The sequence below is a fragment of the Brevibacillus gelatini genome, from assembly GCF_003710935.1.
In the GTDB taxonomy this organism is placed as follows: domain Bacteria; phylum Bacillota; class Bacilli; order Brevibacillales; family Brevibacillaceae; genus Brevibacillus; species Brevibacillus gelatini.
In genome coordinates this window covers 100,345-117,537 of the sequence record NZ_RHHS01000005.1, presented here as the reverse complement: position 1 = coordinate 117,537, position 17,193 = coordinate 100,345, and the positions used below count along the sequence as shown (strand labels likewise).

Here is a 17,193-nt window from a genome sequence, read left to right as displayed (position 1 = left end):
ACAGTCGATATGTCGACTTAGAGTCGCCCCTTTTGTCTGCGAGAAACGTTGATACAGCCATGCTCCCGATTATGAAAACATTAGCCGAATCGCCCTTTTTGGACAACCTTTTCCCCACCCATCATTTCCCTTCATTCCGCAGGCTTCCACCAACTGCCCATCCGTTGCCAGAACGTGGATGAATCAGGCGGGGGAAGCGGTGTAGGCTCCTGGTTCGCCGGGATATGATCGGTGCAGTAATCTTGCGGTTCTGTTCCGCTGGCGAAATAAAACAACTGGGGATTCGGGCAGTGCTCGGTCGCGAGCTTTCCCGATGCCGGATCAATGTAGACGGACACTACGCCTGCCGGCATTTCGAAGAGGGCGGGCGGCTGTCCTTTGAGTGCGCTTTCCATGAAGCTTGCCCAGATTTTTTTGGAAAAATTGCCTTCCTTGACATCGTCCACTTTTTGATTTTTGTCGTATCCAACCCATACTGTCGTTACCAGTTGCGGCGTGAAGCCGCTCAGCCAGGCATCGTAGTCGGTAGAACCGGTTTTTCCGGCCACAGGCCGATTCAATTCGTTGGCAACCCGATACCCGGTACCGCCGCGTTCAAATACGCTTTGCATCATATTGACCAAAAGAGCGGAGGCGACGGGATCGGCGACACGGGTTTTTTGCGTCTTTTCTTGCACCAAAATGTTTCCTTCGCTGTCTTCAATCGACGTAATCGCGATGGGCTGAACAGCTTCTCCCTTGTTGACGATGGCGGCGTAGGCTGTATTCAGTTCCAGCGGGGAGACGGGTGATGTTCCCAGCGCCAGCGAGGGGACGGCTTGCAAGGGGCTGGTAATGCCCAGTGCTTTTGCTTGCTCGACCACTTTTTGCGGACTGAGAAAATCAATGGTTTTCACCGCGTAAATGTTGTCGGAAGTTTTGATGGCTTCGCGCATGTTAATCATCGCGTTTGCATACCGCCCGCCGAAATTGCTTGGAATGTACTGCTTGTTATTGTCGTAGGTGAACACGGTTGGTTCGCTTTTCATCATCGTGAGCGGCGTGTAGCCGTTTTGCAAGGCGGCCAGGTACATGATCGGCTTAAAGGAAGAGCCGGGCTGACGTTTCCCGAGCACCCGGTTGTACTGGCTCGTTTTGTAATCGCGTCCGCCGACCATCGCCTTGATGTGCCCGGTCGCAGGGTCCATGGCAATCAATGCGGCCTGCAAGTTCGGATTGTCTTTTGGCAAAGTCGAAGCAACGATTTCCTCTGCCTTCTTCTGCATGACCGGGTCGAGGGTCGTATGGATTTTCAGGCCGCCGTGGATGAATTTTTCCTCATCGATGCCGTACTTGTTTTTCACCAGATTGGCAATGTAATCGCGAAAATAGGGGGCCTGCTCGGTGACATTTTCCGCTGTGCGGTCTTTCAGCTTGATAGGCTCCGCATAAGCTTGTTCGACTTCCTTGGCCGTGAGCATCCCTTCGCGTTCCATCGCTTCGAGAATGAGCTTTTGCCGCGACTTTGCCCGCTCAAAATCAACGAAAGGAGAGTAATAAGTAGGGCCTTTTGGAATGCCTGCGAGCATCGCACTTTCCGCGACGGACAAGTCTTTGGCATCTTTGCCGAAATACGTCTGCGCCGCCGCCTGGGCTCCGTAGGCAGAGTGCCCGTAAAAAATCTGGTTCATGTACATTTCCAAAATTTCATCCTTGCTATAATTCAGCTCTAGCTGGATGGCGAGCAGGGCTTCCTTGATTTTTCTTTCCCATGTTTTGTCCATGGTCAAATACAGGTTGCGCGCCAACTGCTGGGTGATGGTACTGGCGCCCTGACGCATGTCCATGTTGATGACGTCGACGTAGGCGGCCATGGCCAGCCGTTTCCAGTCAAAGCCGTAATGCTCCCGAAACGAACGGTCCTCGATGGCGATCGTCGCATTGATGAGCGCGGGCGCTATTTCCTGGAGCGGGACAGATATACGGTTTTCTCCCCGATGCATGGTGTCCAGCACTTCCCCGTTGGCGGCGTATATCGTTGTCGTCTGCTTCACGAAAGTTTCGGGAAGCGGTTGGGAACGCAAATACAAGATCAACAGCAAAATGGCAAACGATAAGCACAACAGGCTGAGTATGGAAAATTTTACAAATTTCTTGATCCAGCGTAAATAACGGAGCAGGGAGGGCTCGCGAATGACTTCCATTTTGCCCCTCCTCCTTTCTATTGTTTGAATGGACAAAACGGGTACAGTTTCTTGCTGACTGACAAGCGGGCTCGCTCCTTTGCATGAAAAACGAAGAGACGTGTTTCCCGAAAAAGAGGACATACTAAGGGACACGCGATACTTCCAGTATGGGCCAGCGGTGTATTGGATAAACTTGTCTGTCGCCTGAAAAAGTTGCAGGCGGTACAGCTTTTTCGACCCTGCAGAAAAAAAACTTGCTTTTTGATTGGCAGCTACTATAATTTTCTTGTTATATTGTATTTTCATGCGGTTAATCGAAGGAGGTTACATAACCATGAATATGGAATTGTGGTACACCGAAAAACAAACGGAAAATCACGGGATTACAACGAAAATTACGGAAACCCTATATAGTGAGAAATCCGAGTTTCAACAAATCGACGTTATTAATACGAAGCAGTTTGGTCGCATGTTGGTACTTGATGGCATGGTTATGACCACCGATGTCGATGAGTTTGTATACCACGAGATGATTTCTCACGTTGCTCTCAATACGCATCCAAACCCGAAAAAGGTTCTCGTTGTCGGCGGCGGCGACGGCGGCGCCATCCGTGAAATCGTGAAGCATGCCGCTGTGGAAAAAGCCGTTCTGGCCGAAATCGACGGTGGCGTAATTGAATCCTGCAAAAAATACTTCCCGGAAATTGCGAGCGCACTGACCGGCAATCCGAAGGTCGACGTGCAAGTCATTGACGGGATCAAGCATATCCATGACCACAAAGGCGAGTACGATGTGATTATGGTTGACTCGACAGAGCCAGTAGGACCAGCGGTAGGTCTGTTCGAAAAAGGCTTCTACCAAGGTATTTACGATGCGCTGAAACCGGACGGCATCATGGTGGCGCAAACCGAATCTCCATGGTTCAACCGCGATCTCATCAAACGCGTATTCAAAGACCTGAAATCCATCTTCCCGGTAACTCGTCTGTACACTTGCAGCATCCCTACTTATCCATCCGGTCTGTGGAGCTTCACCATCGCTTCCAAGCAGTACGATCCGTTGGAAGTAGATCCGGCGAAAATCAAGGACCTGGGAACAAAATACTACAATGCGGAAGTTCACCACGCTGCTTTCAAACTGCCAAACTTTGTGGCTGAGCTGACCCGCGACTAATCGGAGGAGGACAACCCTGATGCGTTTTGACGAAGCATACTCTGGCAATGTCTTCATCCGCAGCCACAGCAGCTATGAAGAAAGCCAGGCAGTGATTTACGGCATGCCGATGGACTGGACGGTCAGCTTCCGTCCGGGCTCCCGTTTCGGCCCTGCCCGTATCCGTGAAGTATCAATCGGTCTGGAAGAGTACAGCCCGTATTTGGACAGGCTGCTCGAAGACATCAAATACTTTGACGCAGGCGACATTCCGCTTCCTTTTGGAAACGTCGAAGGCAGCCTCGATGCCATCCGCACGTTTGTAGCAAAAGTGCTTGCAGACGGCAAGTTCCCGCTCGGACTGGGCGGCGAGCATCTCGTGTCCTGGCCGGTATTCCAGGCAGTTTATGAAAAGTACAAGGACATGGTAGTTTTCCACTTCGACGCGCATACCGACCTGCGCGATAACTACGAAGGATACGAGTATTCCCACTCTACGCCGATCAAAAAGGTGTGCGACCTGATCGGCGGCAAAAATGTGTATTCTTTCGGTATCCGCAGCGGCATGAAGGAAGAGTTCGACTGGGCGAAGGAAAACATGAACCTGTACAAATACGATGTGCTGGAGCCGGTGAAGCAAGTGCTGCCGACAATCGGCAACCGTCCGATCTATCTGACCATCGACATCGATGTTCTGGACCCGGCACACGCACCAGGCACAGGCACAACCGAAGCAGGCGGCATCACTTCCCGCGAGCTGTTGGACACCATTCACTACATGGCGAAAAACGGCGCCAACGTCATCGGCTGCGACCTGGTGGAAGTGGCTCCTGTGTACGACCACAGCGAGATGACGCAAATCGTGGCATCGAAAATCGTGCGCGAGCTGCTGCTCAGCTTTGTAAAATAATCATACGAACACAAGACAAGCTCCCGGCTCTCTTGCAAGCAGCCGGGGGCTTTTTTCATGCAAAAAACGCGGAGGCAGACCTGTCATTCGTTATTTAATAAACATTTTAGTTTACAAAGTATATTAAATGGGATAAAATGGCCATACAGAGTAAAAAGCTGCCAAGGCTTTTTGAAGGAGATGTTTCAGATGAGAGAGGTTTTTGCGCATGTAGAGTTTCGCAAGCTGTTTTTCTCTAATCTTTTCTCCGGCTTCGGTCAGGGCATGACGATGATCGGGATTGCCTGGTATTTGGTGGAGACGACAGGCTCTGCACAGTTGTTGGGGTCGACGATGTTCAGCTCGGCGGTACTGATGTTTTTCATCGGGCCGTATATCGGGACGCTGATTGACCGTTTTTCCCGCAAAAAAATGCTGCTGGCAGAAAACCTGATCGGCTTTGGCGTACTTGGGATATTGGCTGCCTGGGGATTTTTCGGAGAGTACGACGAGTGGATGCTGATAACAATTTACCTGGTGACGACCTTCATGTACCAAATTCACTATCCGGCGCAGTCTGCTCTCGTTCAGGAAGCGTTTGAGCCGAGACACTACAGCGACATCAACAGCCTGCTGGAAATCGAGGGTCAGACGGCGTCGGTACTCGCCGGGGCTTTTTCCGGGGTTTTGCTCGGCCACTACGGCTTGCACATCGTCATCTTGTTCAATGCGCTGACCTACCTGTTTGCCTTCGGTCTGCTCTCGACGATGAAATACACGTTCACGCTGGAGGGGGAAGCCAGGCTGAGCCAGGGCGTATCCTGGATCAGTCAGTTCGGCGAAAGCTGGCGCTACATAAAAGAGAAAAAAGGCTTTCTCATCTTTGGCATATGTGCGCTGATGCCGTTTATCGCAGTGATGGCAAGCAATCTGCTGAAGCCTGTCTACGTCAGCCAAACCTTGCGGGCAGATGTCTCGGTGTATTCCTTCGGGGAAATGGCGTATGCACTGGGAGCGGTAGCAGCGGGTATCCTGGTGTCGCTTGTCGTGCGCAAAATGGGCCAGTTGGCAGCGATGGTCGGAAATACGCTGCTGTTTGCCGCCGTGATCGTCGTGATGGTGGCTTTGCCCTACGGCTGGGCCTTGATCGCCGCCTACATGTTTTACGGCTGGTCCAATGCCTCCGTCCGCCTTATCCGACAGTCGCTCTACATGACCGTCGTGCCGAAGCAGTTTATGGGACGGGTGATGAGCTTTTTCAATTCGCTCGGCATGATTATGCGGCTGGTGCTGATCGGCGTCTTTACGGTCATGATCGACTACACGGGAGCAGGCGCAGGGTACCTGGTGCTCGCAGGATTGCTCTTGCTGGCGGCGATTGGAGTCGCGGCGACGATGCGCTACCTTTTGGCTGATGCAAAAGAACAAGCTGCTGTTGCAACCCACGAGGGATGATCGTAAAATGAATGGATGATTTGTCGGACAGAAAGTAGAAATCATGGAGTGTGGAAGTCGTCATGCAAGAAGTACAGATAAAGCTGTCAGCGAGACACCGCGTCGATGGGGAATGGGATGAGTCGACGCATCAGTACGAAGGGAGACTCGTACAAAAGGCCAGCGCCTGGTATTTGACGTACAAGGAACAGCTGGAAGGCGTAGGCGAAGTCAGCACGACGCTCAAGCTGACGGACAAAGCCGTTACGCTCGTGCGCCAGGGAGGCGTGTCGACCAGACAGCATTTTGAAAAAGGGGCCAGCACGCACGGCACTTACCAAAGCCCGTACGGCCCGTTTGCGATGGAGACGCATACGAGCAAGCTGCGCATCCGTTATGCGGAGGAAGCTCCGGTGCAGGTGGAAGTTTTTTACCAAACCTGGATGAATGAGCAGTACGCAGGCGAGCATGAACTGAAAATTGAGCTGGGAAAATAAGCCGCTCTTTGCAAGGGCGGTTTTTTGCACGTACAATAGAAGGTACTCGCGGCAGGATATGGAAGGGGGCACAGGCGTGTTCGTACTCGCAAATGGCCTCATTTCCGGGCAGGGTCTGACCGCCTTTTTGCTTTTTAGCCTGCCTGGCAAGGTGCAAATGACGCGGACCGCGTTTTACACGCCGCTGCTCTCGATTCAGGTTGCGCGAAACCGGAAGGCTGATGCGCATCTGCCGAATTTTCGGCATAGTGATGGTTTTTTGGCAGCAAGGTTGAAAGGAGTGGAGGCCAGCATGCCGTTGTCTGATACGGTGGAAATGTTGCAGGCGATACTGGGGGCAATTGATGAGGGGATTCACGTAGTCGATGCGGATGGCATCACGATTTTCTATAACCACGTCGCGGCCAGGCTTGACGGGCTTACGCCGGAGGAAGTGCTCGGAAAGCCGCTTTTAGAGGTGTTTCCGTCGCTTGATCGGCAGTCGAGCACGCTCTTGCGCGTGATCGAGAGCGGGGAAGCGATCTACAACCAGACACAGACGTATAAAAACTGGAAAGGGATGCGTGTCGAAACGATCAACACGACGCTCCCGGTACGCGTCGGCAAACGGCTGGTTGGCGCTGTCGAGGTCGCCAAAGATATTGGCAAGCTGAAAGAACTGTCGGAGCGCCTCGTCGACTTGCAGGCGAAGATCAGCAAGCCGAAGCGCGCCAAGCGGGGAGCGGAGGAAGTCTCTTTTCACTTCGACGACATTTTGACGAAGAGCGAAAAAATGAAGCGGCTGAAGGAGCGGGCGAAAAGAGCGGCGCGAACGACTTCGCCCGTGCTGATTTACGGCGAGACCGGGACGGGCAAGGAGCTGTTTGTCCAGTCCATCCACCAGGCGTCTTCGCGCAGCGGCAAGCCGTTTATCGCGCAAAACTGCGCGGCGCTGCCTTCGTCCCTTTTGGAAAGCCTTTTGTTCGGCACGGTGAAGGGCAGCTTTACCGGAGCCGATGACCGCCCTGGGCTGTTTGAGTTGGCAAACGGCGGCACTTTGTTTTTGGATGAGTTGAACAGTATGCCGCTCGATTTGCAGGCAAAGCTGCTGCGCGTACTGCAGGACGGGCAGATCAGGAGAATCGGCGGAAGCCAGTCGACCAAAGTCGATGTGCGCGTCATTGCGGCCGTCAACGAAGCCCCGCAGTCGCTTGTGGAGCGCGGGCTGATGCGAGCCGACCTGTATTACCGGATCAACGTCGTTTCTTTTGAATTGCCGCCTTTGCGCGAGCGCAGGGAAGATGTGGAACTGTTGGTCGAACACTTTTTGGCCAAGTTCAACCGCGAATTCGCCATGAACGTGCGCGGAGTCAGCGAAGAGGTGGCCCGGCTGTTTGCACGCTACGACTGGCCGGGAAACGTCCGGGAGCTGGAGCACGTCATCGAGGCAGCGATGAACATGGTCGAGGGCGACGTGCTGCAGTTGGAGCATCTGCCTGCGCATATGCTGGAGCGTGCGCTGCCGGCAACGTCTCTGCACACAGTCGCGCCAGACCCGTTTTCCTTGCTAGTGGAAAAGGAAGGCTGTACGCTGCCCGAGATTTTGCGCGAGATGGAGGAGCGGCTCATCGGGGAGGCACTGAAAAAGACAGAAGGCAACGTACTGCGTGCGGCGAAGCTGTTGGGCATTCCCCGCCAAACGCTGCAATACAAGCTTTCGCAGCGGATGATCCCGCCCTGTTGAATGCCGAAAATTCGGCAACTCATATAGACAATCCGATTGAATCTGGTCAAAAAACGCTTACAAAATGTTCTATTTCCTATTTTCTAAATCTTTAGATTTGGTTGGCACGACCCTTGCATCTTTTCTTCGTTGAGTGAAACGCAAGAAGGTTCACTACAGACGAGAGGAGATGTGAAGCAGATGACAGTAGCGACAAGACGTGACTGGCGCTCTATTGAACTTTGGAAAGATGTGCCCGAAGAAAAGTGGAACGACTGGATGTGGCAGTTGACCCACACCATCAAGACCGTAGATGATTTGAAAAAGGTCATCAACCTGACGCCGGAAGAGGAAGAAGGCGTGCGTATTTCTTCGCAAACCATTCCGTTGAATATTACGCCGTACTACGCTTCCCTGATGGACGTGGACGATCCGAAAGATCCGGTGCGCATGCAATCCGTGCCGCTGTCCTCGGAAATGGTGCGCACGAAGTACGACATGGAAGACCCGCTCCACGAGGATACCGATTCCCCGGTTCCCGGTCTGACGCACCGCTATCCGGACCGCGTGCTGTTCCTTGTGACAAACCAATGCTCGATGTATTGCCGCTACTGTACGCGCCGCAGATTTTCCGGCCAGATCGGGATGGGCGTGCCCAAGAAACAGCTCGACGCCTGTATCGAATACATCCGCAGCAGACCGGAAGTGCGTGACGTGCTGATCTCCGGCGGAGACGGACTGCTGATTAACGACCGCGTTTTGGAATACGTTCTCAGCAGCCTGCGTGCCATCCCGCATGTGGAAATCATCCGCATCGGTACCCGTGCGCCTGTCGTCTTCCCGCAGCGCATTACGGAAAACCTGTGCAACATCCTGAAAAAATACCATCCTGTATGGCTCAACACACACTTCAACCATCCAAAGGAAATTACCCCGGAAGCGAAGCAGGCATGTGAAATGCTGGCCAACGCGGGTGTTCCGCTCGGCAATCAGTCCGTGATTCTCGCGGGAATCAACGATTGCCCGAACACGATGAAAAAGCTCGTGCAGGATCTGGTGAAAATCCGCGTTCGTCCTTACTACATCTATCAATGCGACCTGTCTGAAGGGATCGGCCACTTCCGCACGCCTGTCAGCAAAGGGATTGAAATCATTGAGCACCTGCGCGGCCATACCTCCGGCTACGCCGTACCGACCTTCGTGGTGGACGCTCCGCACGGCGGCGGGAAAATTCCGGTCAGCCCGAACTACCTGATCTCCCAGTCGTCCGACAAAGTGGTGCTGCGCAACTTCGAAGGTGTCATCACTTCGTATCCGGAGCCGAAGCAGTACCATGAGCACGACGAGGAAAACTGCGAATACTGCATCGCGGCAAAAGGCAAGGCAGTCGGTATCGCGGCGCTCATGCAGGATGAAGCAAACAACCTGGAGCCGGCCGATCTGCCGCGCAACAAGCGGATCAAGGCGACGAAGGTCAAGTCGCTGGCCGATGTGCGCATGGAGCAAAAAGCGAAGAAGCAACAAAGTGCAGTAGAGACAAAAGAAGTCTCGGGAAAATAAAACTGGCAAAAACCAAAGCAGCTGCCTGGTCAACGGGTGGCTGCTTGTTTTTCGTGTGAATATTTTCAACTTTATTTGGAGGATGGTTGATTTGCGACTTATGTGATAAGATCAAATTACAGTTATTCGAGCGACCGTTCAGTCAGTTTTGTTTCATTTTTTAAAAAACTCAATTTTACAGACTGAATAGTCATTCATTTTTCCTCTCGATTCTGATAAGATGAATCTAAAGACAACTCGTGAAAGTGGGGGAGTAGAAACATGCTGGCACTTGTCAATCTGATCGCGTTTTTCCTGGTGCTCGCTTACGGGCTGTATCTGGCCGGACATGTTGTGTACAGCAGGTATTTGTTCATCAAGCTGGGCAAAAAACCTGAGGTGAAAGATGACTTTGGCGCACGCATCAACCTGATGCTGGACAACATCATTTTTCACAAGAAGCTGTTGAAGGACAAAAAAAGCGGGCTCATGCACGTTGTCATGTTTTACGGCTTCATCATCCTGCAATTCGGCGCGATTGAGCTGATTGTCAAGGGGCTGTCCAAAGGCTTCGAGCTTCCTTTTGGCAGCGCTCACAAATACTTCTCGCTCATGCAGGAGATTACCACGTTTCTGATCCTGGTCGCCGTCGGATACGCCTTTTACCGCCGCTATATCGAGAAGCTGAAGCGGCTGAAGCGCGGCTTCAAGTCAGGGATCGTCCTGCTGTTGATCTCTTCCCTGATGGCGACCGTACTGCTCTCCCTCGCCTTCGAGCAAATCTGGCTCGGGCATGAAGCGTCCGGCTATGCGCCGTTCTCTTCCGCAATCGCGATGGCGTTTTCCGCGATGGGCGTAGGGACGACAGGCGGAGCGGTTCTGTTTTACGTATTCTGGTGGGCGCACCTGATTATTTTGCTCGGCTTTGCCGTCTATGTGCCGCAATCCAAGCACGCTCACTTGCTGTTTGCTCCGGTAAACGTCTGGTTCAAAAAGCTCGACCCGCCTGGCAAGCTGTCCAGCATCAACTTCGAGGACGAGACGCAGGAAGTGTTCGGCGTAGGTAAAATCGAGGACTTTACGCAGACGCAGTTGATCGACCTGTACGCCTGTGTGGAGTGCGGACGCTGTACGAATATGTGTCCGGCAGCCGGTACCGGAAAAATGCTCTCACCGATGGACCTGATTACAAAAATGCGCGACCATTTGACGGAAAAAGGAGCGGCTGTCACCTCCCGCACGCCGTGGATGCCGAGCTTTGCATTTTCGCAAACGACGGCCAACCAGATCGCGCTGCAAGCATCGGAAGTAGCGGCGACAGCCGAAGCGGCTGCCTCCGTGTACGAGAAAAACCTGATTGGCGATGTGATTACCGAGCAGGAGCTGTGGGCTTGTACGACCTGCCGCAACTGCGAGGATCAGTGCCCGGTCATGAACGAGCACGTGGAAAAAATCATCGACATGCGCCGTTACCTGGTGATGACAGAAGGCAGCATGCCAGCGGAAGCACAGCGCGCCCTGAACAACATCGAGCGCCAGGGCAACCCGTGGGGAATCAACCGCAAAGACCGGATGAAGTGGATCGAAGGTCTGAACGGGCAATACGAAGTGCCGACCGTCAAGCAGGTGGAAGAGTTCGAGTATTTGTTCTGGGTAGGTTCGATGGGATCGTTTGACCTGCGCAGCCAAAAAATTTCCCAGGCGTTTGTGAAGCTGATGCACGAAGCAGGCGTCAAGTTCGCCATCCTGGGCAACGAGGAAAAGAACTCGGGAGACACGGCGCGCCGCATCGGAAACGAGTTTTTGTTCCAGCAGCTGGCGCAGGAAAACATCGCGCTGTTCGAGGCCTACGAAGTCAAAAAGATCGTGACCTGCGACCCGCATGCGTACAATACGTTCAAAAACGAGTATCCGGAGTTCGGGCTGAAAGCAGAGGTATACCACCACTCCGAGCTGCTCGCCCAATGGGTGAAGGAAGGCCGTCTGAAGCCGACCAAGGAAGTCAAGGAGCGCATCACGTACCACGACTCCTGCTATCTGGGCCGCTACAACGAGATTTACGACAAGCCGCGCGTCATTCTGGAAGCGATTCCTGGCGTGGAAGTAGTGGAAATGAAGCGCAGCGGCTGCGACAGCATGTGCTGCGGAGCGGGCGGCGGCCTCATGTGGATGGAAGAGCACGAAGGCACGCGGGTCAATGTGGCGCGCACAGAGCAGGCATTGGAGGTCAATCCGACCGCAATCGCCAGCGCCTGCCCGTACTGCCTGACCATGATAAACGACGGCATCAAGACGAAGGAAAAAGAAGACGAAGTCAAAACGCGCGATGTGGCAGAAATTTTGGCGGACGCGATCTGACAAGGAAAGGATCGGCACCGTTGGAACAGCCTGATGCAAGCGAAAAGTCAGGCTGTTCTTTTTTTCCTAATTCATTGACTAATCGAACAGAAGACGGCAAAATGAAGATAGCAGAAAAGTGAACGAACGCTCGATCAATTTATTTTTCGTTGATAAGCACGAAAAAGCCGAATGGAGGTCATGCGATGAAAACGGTAATTGCAGGGGCGGCACGTACCCCGTTTGGTAAGTTTGGCGGCTCTTTGAAAGCGTTGTCTGCAGTAGAACTCGGTGCCATCGCCATCAGGGAAGCAGTGGAGCGCTCCGGTATATCCGGCGATCAGGTCGATGAAGTCATCATGGGGATGGTCGTACAGGCAGGCGCGGGTCAGGTTCCTTCCCGTCAGGCTGCTCGCAAGGCCGGGCTGCCCTGGAATGTGGCGAGCGAGACGATCAACAAGGTATGTGCCTCCGGGATGCGCGCCGTTACGATGGGCGACCAGATCATTCGCGCAGGGGACGGGGAAATCATCGTCGCAGGCGGCATGGAGAGCATGAGCAACGCGCCGTACGCTCTGCCGAATGCCCGCTACGGCATGCGGATGGGTGACGCCACCGTTCGCGATCTGATGATGTACGATGGCCTCACCTGCCCGTTTGACCAGGTGCCGATGGCGATTCACGGCAGCAACGTAGCCGAAGAGTACGGCATTACGCGGGAAGCGCAGGACGAGTGGGCGCTGCGCAGTCAACAGCGGGCGGCCAAGGCAATCGAAGCCGGACTTTTTGCCGAAGAGATTGTCCCCGTTTCGATCCCGCAGAAAAAAGGAGAGCCGGTGCTGGTTACAAAAGACGAGGGACCTCGCCCGGATACGACGCTGGAAGGACTCGCCAAGCTGCCTCCGGTCTACAAAAAGGACGGCACGATTACGGCAGGCAACGCGCCGGGAATCAACGACGGAGCGGCAGCGATGGTGCTGATGTCCGATGAAAAGGCGAAGCAACTGGGAATCAAGCCGCTGGCGACGATTCTCGGACACGCGCAGGTAGGGGCAGAAGCGCCGTACATCGCGACAACGCCTGGGCTTGCGATCAACAAGCTGCTCGAAAAAACAGGCGTTTCGCTTGCGGAGATCGATTTGTTCGAGGTGAACGAAGCGTTCGCGGCTGTGACCTTGACGAGCGGCAAAATCGTCGGCTGGGACGACGAGAAAGTGAATGTGAACGGGGGAGCAATCGCGCTCGGTCATCCGATTGGCGCGAGCGGAGCGCGCATTATCATGCACCTCGCTTATGAATTGAAGAGACGCGGTGGCGGATTGGGAATCGCGGCGATATGCAGCGGTGCCGCACAGGGAGACGCCATTTTGATAAAAGTGGAATAGGGAGGCCTTTACATGAACGTACAAACGATTATGGTCGTCGGAGCAGGACAGATGGGCAGCGGGATTGCCCAGGTAGCAGCACAGGCTGGCTTTCGCGTTTATTTGAACGATGTGCAGCAGCCGTTTGTGGAGCGCGGTCTGGCGACGATTGCGAAAAACCTGACGCGCAACGTGGAAAAAGGCAAGCTGAGCGAAGACGACAAGCAGGCGATTTTGTCCCGGATCACAGCGTCAACGGATCTGGCAGACGCTGCGGAAGCGGATTTTGTCATCGAAGCTGTGACGGAAAACATGGCGGTGAAATCAGCCATTTTCTCCAGGCTGGACGAGATTTGTCCGCCGCACACGATTTTGGCGAGCAACACGTCCTCTCTGCCGATCACCGAGATTGCGGCTGTGACAAAGCGCCCGGAAAAAGTGATCGGCATGCACTTCATGAATCCGGTGCCGGTGATGAAGCTGGTCGAGATCATCCGTGGACTGCAAACCGCCGATGAGGTGTACCAACTGACTGAGGATTTGTCCAAGCAGATGGGCAAGGTGCCTGTGAGCGTCAACGATTTTCCGGGCTTTGTCTCCAATCGGGTGCTGATGCCGATGCTCAATGAAGCGATCTACTGCGTATACGAAGGTGTGGCGACGCCGGAAGCGATTGACGAAGTGATGAAGCTCGGCATGAACCACCCGATGGGCCCTCTCCAACTCGCGGACTTCATCGGCCTGGATACGTGCCTCTACATCATGGAGGTACTGTACGAAGGCTTCGGTGATTCCAAATACCGTCCTTGCCCGCTCCTGCGCAAATATGTGAAAGCGGGATGGCTTGGCAAAAAATCCGGTCGAGGATTCTACGTATACAACTAACTGGGTAATTTTCGCAGAAAGGTAGGACGGCCATGGATTTCAGGTTGAATGAAGAACAGGAAATGATGCGTCGCATGGTGCGCGACTTTGCGCAAAAAGAGATTGCGCCATTTGTTCCCGTTATGGAAGAAAAGGATGAGTTTCCCCGTCAGGTCATCAAAAAGATGGGCGAAATGGGCCTGATGGGCATTCCGGTCCCGGAAGAATGGGGAGGTGCCGGCGCCGATTTTGTCTCCTACATTTTGGCTATCCATGAGATTTCCAAGGTGAGCGCAACGGTGGGCGTGATCCTGTCCGTGCACACCTCTGTCGGGACAAATCCGATTCTGTACTTCGGAACGGACGAGCAGAAACGCAAATACGTGCCAAAGCTCGCCAGTGGCGAATATCTCGGCGCTTTTGCCCTGACGGAGCCGCATGCCGGATCGGATGCGAGCAGCATCAGGACGACGGCTGTGCGCAATGGCGATGAATACATCCTGAACGGCAACAAGGTGTTTATCACCAACGGCGGCGAAGCCGATACGTACATCACGTTTGCCGTCACCGATCCCGCGAAAGGCGCCAAGGGCATATCCGCCTTCATCGTGGAAAAGGATACGCCAGGCTTTCACGTCGGCAAAAAAGAAAAGAAGATGGGGCTGCACGGCTCCTACACGACCGAGCTTGTATTCGACAACGCGCGTGTGCCTGCCGCCAATCTGCTGGGGCAGGAGGGAGAAGGCTTTACGATCGCCATGGCCAACCTGGACACGGGGCGCATCGGGATTGCCGCACAGGCGCTGGGCATCGCCGAGGCTGCTGTCCAATACGCGACAGAGTACGCCAAGGAGCGCAAGCAGTTCGGCCAACCAATCGCCAGGCAGCAAGCCATCGCCTTCAAGCTCGCAGACATGGCGACCAAGGTGGAAGCGGCCAGACTGCTCGTGTATCGCGCGGCGTCGCTGCGCAGCCAAGGCATCTCCTGCGGCATGGAGGCATCCATGGCAAAGCGGTTCGCAACGGACACGGCCATGGAGCTGGCAACAGAAGCAGTCCAGGTGTTCGGCGGCTACGGCTACACCCGGGAATATCCGGTAGAGCGGCTGTTCCGCGACGCCAAGGTCACGCAAATTTACGAAGGTACAAACGAAATTCAACGAATCGTCATCGCCAAGCATTTGCTTGCTGATTAATAGAGCCTGTCGTCCCGTCAGACTTGTGGCCTGACAAGGACCGGCGCAAAGCACATGGGGGAGTGAAAAATATGAATTTCCAGCTTACGGAAGAACACGACATGATGCGCAAAATGATCCGAGACTTCGCAGAAAACCAGGTAGCTCCGACAGCAGCCGAGCGTGATGAGGAAGAGCGCTTCGACCGATCCATTTTCGAGCAAATGGCCGAGCTTGGCCTGACGGGCATCCCATGGCCGGAAAAATACGGAGGCGCTGGCGCGGATTACTTGAGCTACGTGATTGCAGTAGAAGAGCTCTCCCGTGTGGACGCGTCAATCGGAGTAACCTTGTCCGCGCACGTTTCGCTTGCCAGCTGGCCGATTTACAAATTCGGCACGGAGGAGCAGAAGCAAAAGTTTCTGCGTCCGCTCGCAGAGGGCAAAAAAATCGGAGCCTACTGTCTGACTGAGCCAGGCTCCGGCTCCGACTCGGCGGGAATGCGCACAACAGCGGTGCGCGATGGCGATCACTACATTTTGAACGGCAGCAAAATTTTCATTACCAATGCGGGCGAAGCGGAAATCTACATCGTCTTTGCCGTCACCCAGCCAGAGCTGAAGCACAAAGGGATCACTGCTTTTATCGTGGAAAAAGGCATGGACGGCTTTACGATGGGGAAAAAAGAGAAGAAGCTCGGCATCCGTTCCTCGCCAACACTCGCTGTCAATTTCGAAGATGTGCGCGTGCCGGTAGAAAACAGGCTGGGTGAAGAAGGGCAAGGCTTCAAGATTGCGATGATGACCCTGGACGGCGGACGCAACGGAATCGCCGCCCAGGCACTCGGAATCGCGCAGGGCGCATTCGAACACGCGCTGAACTACGCGAAAGAGCGCAACCAGTTCGGCAAGCCGATTGCTTCCTTGCAGGCAATCCAGTTCAAGCTCGCTGACATGGCGACCAAAATCGAAGCGGCGCGCCTGCTCACCTATCAGGCGGCATGGCTGGAAGACCAGGGACTGCCTTACGGAAAAGCATCGGCCATGTCCAAAGTTTTCGCGGGCGATATTGCGATGGAGGTTACGACCGAAGCGGTGCAAGTGTTTGGCGGCTACGGCTACACACGCGAATACCCTGTGGAACGCTTCATGCGCGATGCGAAAATCACGCAAATCTACGAGGGCACAAATGAAATCCAGCGTGTCGTCATCAGCAACTATTTGCTAAAAGAATAGCAAGACGCCAACCAGCAGCCACGATCAATCCAACCAGAAGAAAGCAAAAAGATTTTTTGATAGATTTGTGGAAAAGAAAGGTTTGGCTTTACGCTCTTCCTCGCGTATAATGGTGTGCGAAAAGATACACAAGAAGAGCGTTTGCTCCTTTCTTTTCCCGAAAGTGTCTGACTAAACGCTCAGTCGGTTGGAAAGGTGGATTGGCTGTGTCCGAAAAGAGAAAAACCATACCGTCCTTGGTAAAGGACCCGAAACTGATTGAAAAACGGCGGGAGCAAATTATTGAGGCTGCCGTTCATCTCTTCATTAATAAAGGCTTTCACAAGACGACGACAAGGGAGATTGCCAGAGCCTCGGGGTTCAGCATCGGAACCTTGTACGAATATATTGAATCCAAAGAGGACGTACTCTATCTCGTATGCGATGCGATCCATGCCGAGATGGAGACGCGCCTGCGCGAAGCGATCAATTTTAGCGGCACAGGTCTGAAAATTTTAAAGCTCGCGATTCGCAGCTTCATTCGTGTAATGGATCAGATGAGCGACCGCGTCCTGCTCATTTATCAGGAGTCGAAGTCGCTGCCGAAAGAAACGCTTCGCTACGTTCTCGGACGTGAAGAGGAAATTGCGCAAATTTTTGTGGAGATCCTGCGAAAAGGGATTGCCGACGGTTCGCTGCGCATCGATGAGAAGCATGTCAAGCTGATGGCTGACAATATCATGGTGTTGGGTGAAATGTGGGTGTTCCGCCGCTGGGCTCTGCACAAGCACTATACGTTGGAGGAGTACACCGAGAAGCAGATTACGCTGCTATTGCGGGAAGTCAGTGTCTCCGGCTAA

13 protein-coding genes are annotated in these 17,193 nt (G+C 53.8%); 12 read left to right on the top strand and 1 reads right to left on the bottom strand.

The window, feature by feature from the left end; translation table 11 throughout:
- Nucleotides 1-131 precede the first annotated feature (131 nt).
- Nucleotides 132-2,183 (bottom strand): transglycosylase domain-containing protein, encoded by a 2,052-nt coding sequence (locus EDM57_RS00840; RefSeq protein WP_122902887.1) that lies wholly within the window; start codon nt 2,181-2,183, stop codon nt 132-134.
- Between the two features lie 322 nt (nt 2,184-2,505).
- On the opposite strand from EDM57_RS00840, the gene speE reads away from it, so the two are divergent.
- From speE to EDM57_RS00780, 12 genes are all read left to right on the top strand, one after another.
- Nucleotides 2,506-3,339: a polyamine aminopropyltransferase gene (gene speE / locus EDM57_RS00835; protein WP_122902950.1), complete on the top strand. Its 834-nt coding sequence runs from the start codon at nt 2,506-2,508 to the stop codon at nt 3,337-3,339.
- A gap of 19 nt (nt 3,340-3,358) precedes the next feature.
- Complete coding sequence (speB, locus tag EDM57_RS00830; RefSeq protein ID WP_122902886.1) at nt 3,359-4,228, top strand: agmatinase; 870 nt, start codon at nt 3,359-3,361, stop codon at nt 4,226-4,228.
- Between the two features lie 189 nt (nt 4,229-4,417).
- Nucleotides 4,418-5,662: an MFS transporter gene (locus EDM57_RS00825; RefSeq protein WP_122902885.1), complete on the top strand. Its 1,245-nt coding sequence runs from the start codon at nt 4,418-4,420 to the stop codon at nt 5,660-5,662.
- A gap of 62 nt (nt 5,663-5,724) precedes the next feature.
- Complete coding sequence (locus tag EDM57_RS00820; RefSeq protein WP_122902884.1) at nt 5,725-6,138, top strand: YwiB family protein; 414 nt, start codon at nt 5,725-5,727, stop codon at nt 6,136-6,138.
- Between the two features lie 292 nt (nt 6,139-6,430).
- The gene (locus EDM57_RS00815; protein WP_122902949.1) at nt 6,431-7,861 is read left to right on the top strand and encodes a sigma-54 interaction domain-containing protein; all 1,431 of its coding nucleotides are present in this window, start codon (nt 6,431-6,433) and stop codon (nt 7,859-7,861) included.
- Between the two features lie 180 nt (nt 7,862-8,041).
- Nucleotides 8,042-9,400, top strand: a complete 1,359-nt coding sequence (kamA, locus tag EDM57_RS00810; protein WP_122902883.1) for a lysine 2,3-aminomutase — start codon at nt 8,042-8,044, stop codon at nt 9,398-9,400.
- Nucleotides 9,401-9,661: 261 nt separating this feature from the next.
- Entirely contained in the window at nt 9,662-11,737 is a 2,076-nt protein-coding gene (locus EDM57_RS00805) for a (Fe-S)-binding protein (protein WP_122902882.1), read from the top strand.
- Nucleotides 11,738-11,922: 185 nt separating this feature from the next.
- The gene (locus tag EDM57_RS00800) at nt 11,923-13,101 is read left to right on the top strand and encodes an acetyl-CoA C-acetyltransferase (RefSeq protein ID WP_122902881.1); all 1,179 of its coding nucleotides are present in this window, start codon (nt 11,923-11,925) and stop codon (nt 13,099-13,101) included.
- Nucleotides 13,102-13,113: 12 nt separating this feature from the next.
- Nucleotides 13,114-13,965: a 3-hydroxybutyryl-CoA dehydrogenase gene (locus EDM57_RS00795; RefSeq protein ID WP_122902880.1), complete on the top strand. Its 852-nt coding sequence runs from the start codon at nt 13,114-13,116 to the stop codon at nt 13,963-13,965.
- Between the two features lie 32 nt (nt 13,966-13,997).
- Nucleotides 13,998-15,140, top strand: coding sequence for an acyl-CoA dehydrogenase (locus tag EDM57_RS00790; protein WP_122902879.1), 1,143 nt, complete (start codon nt 13,998-14,000; stop codon nt 15,138-15,140).
- A 71-nt stretch (nt 15,141-15,211) separates the two neighbouring features.
- On the top strand, nt 15,212-16,354 hold the full coding sequence (locus EDM57_RS00785) for an acyl-CoA dehydrogenase (protein WP_122902878.1): 1,143 nt from the start codon (nt 15,212-15,214) through the stop codon (nt 16,352-16,354).
- 206 nt (nt 16,355-16,560) lie between these two features.
- Nucleotides 16,561-17,193 (top strand): TetR/AcrR family transcriptional regulator, encoded by a 633-nt coding sequence (locus EDM57_RS00780; RefSeq protein ID WP_122902877.1) that lies wholly within the window; start codon nt 16,561-16,563, stop codon nt 17,191-17,193.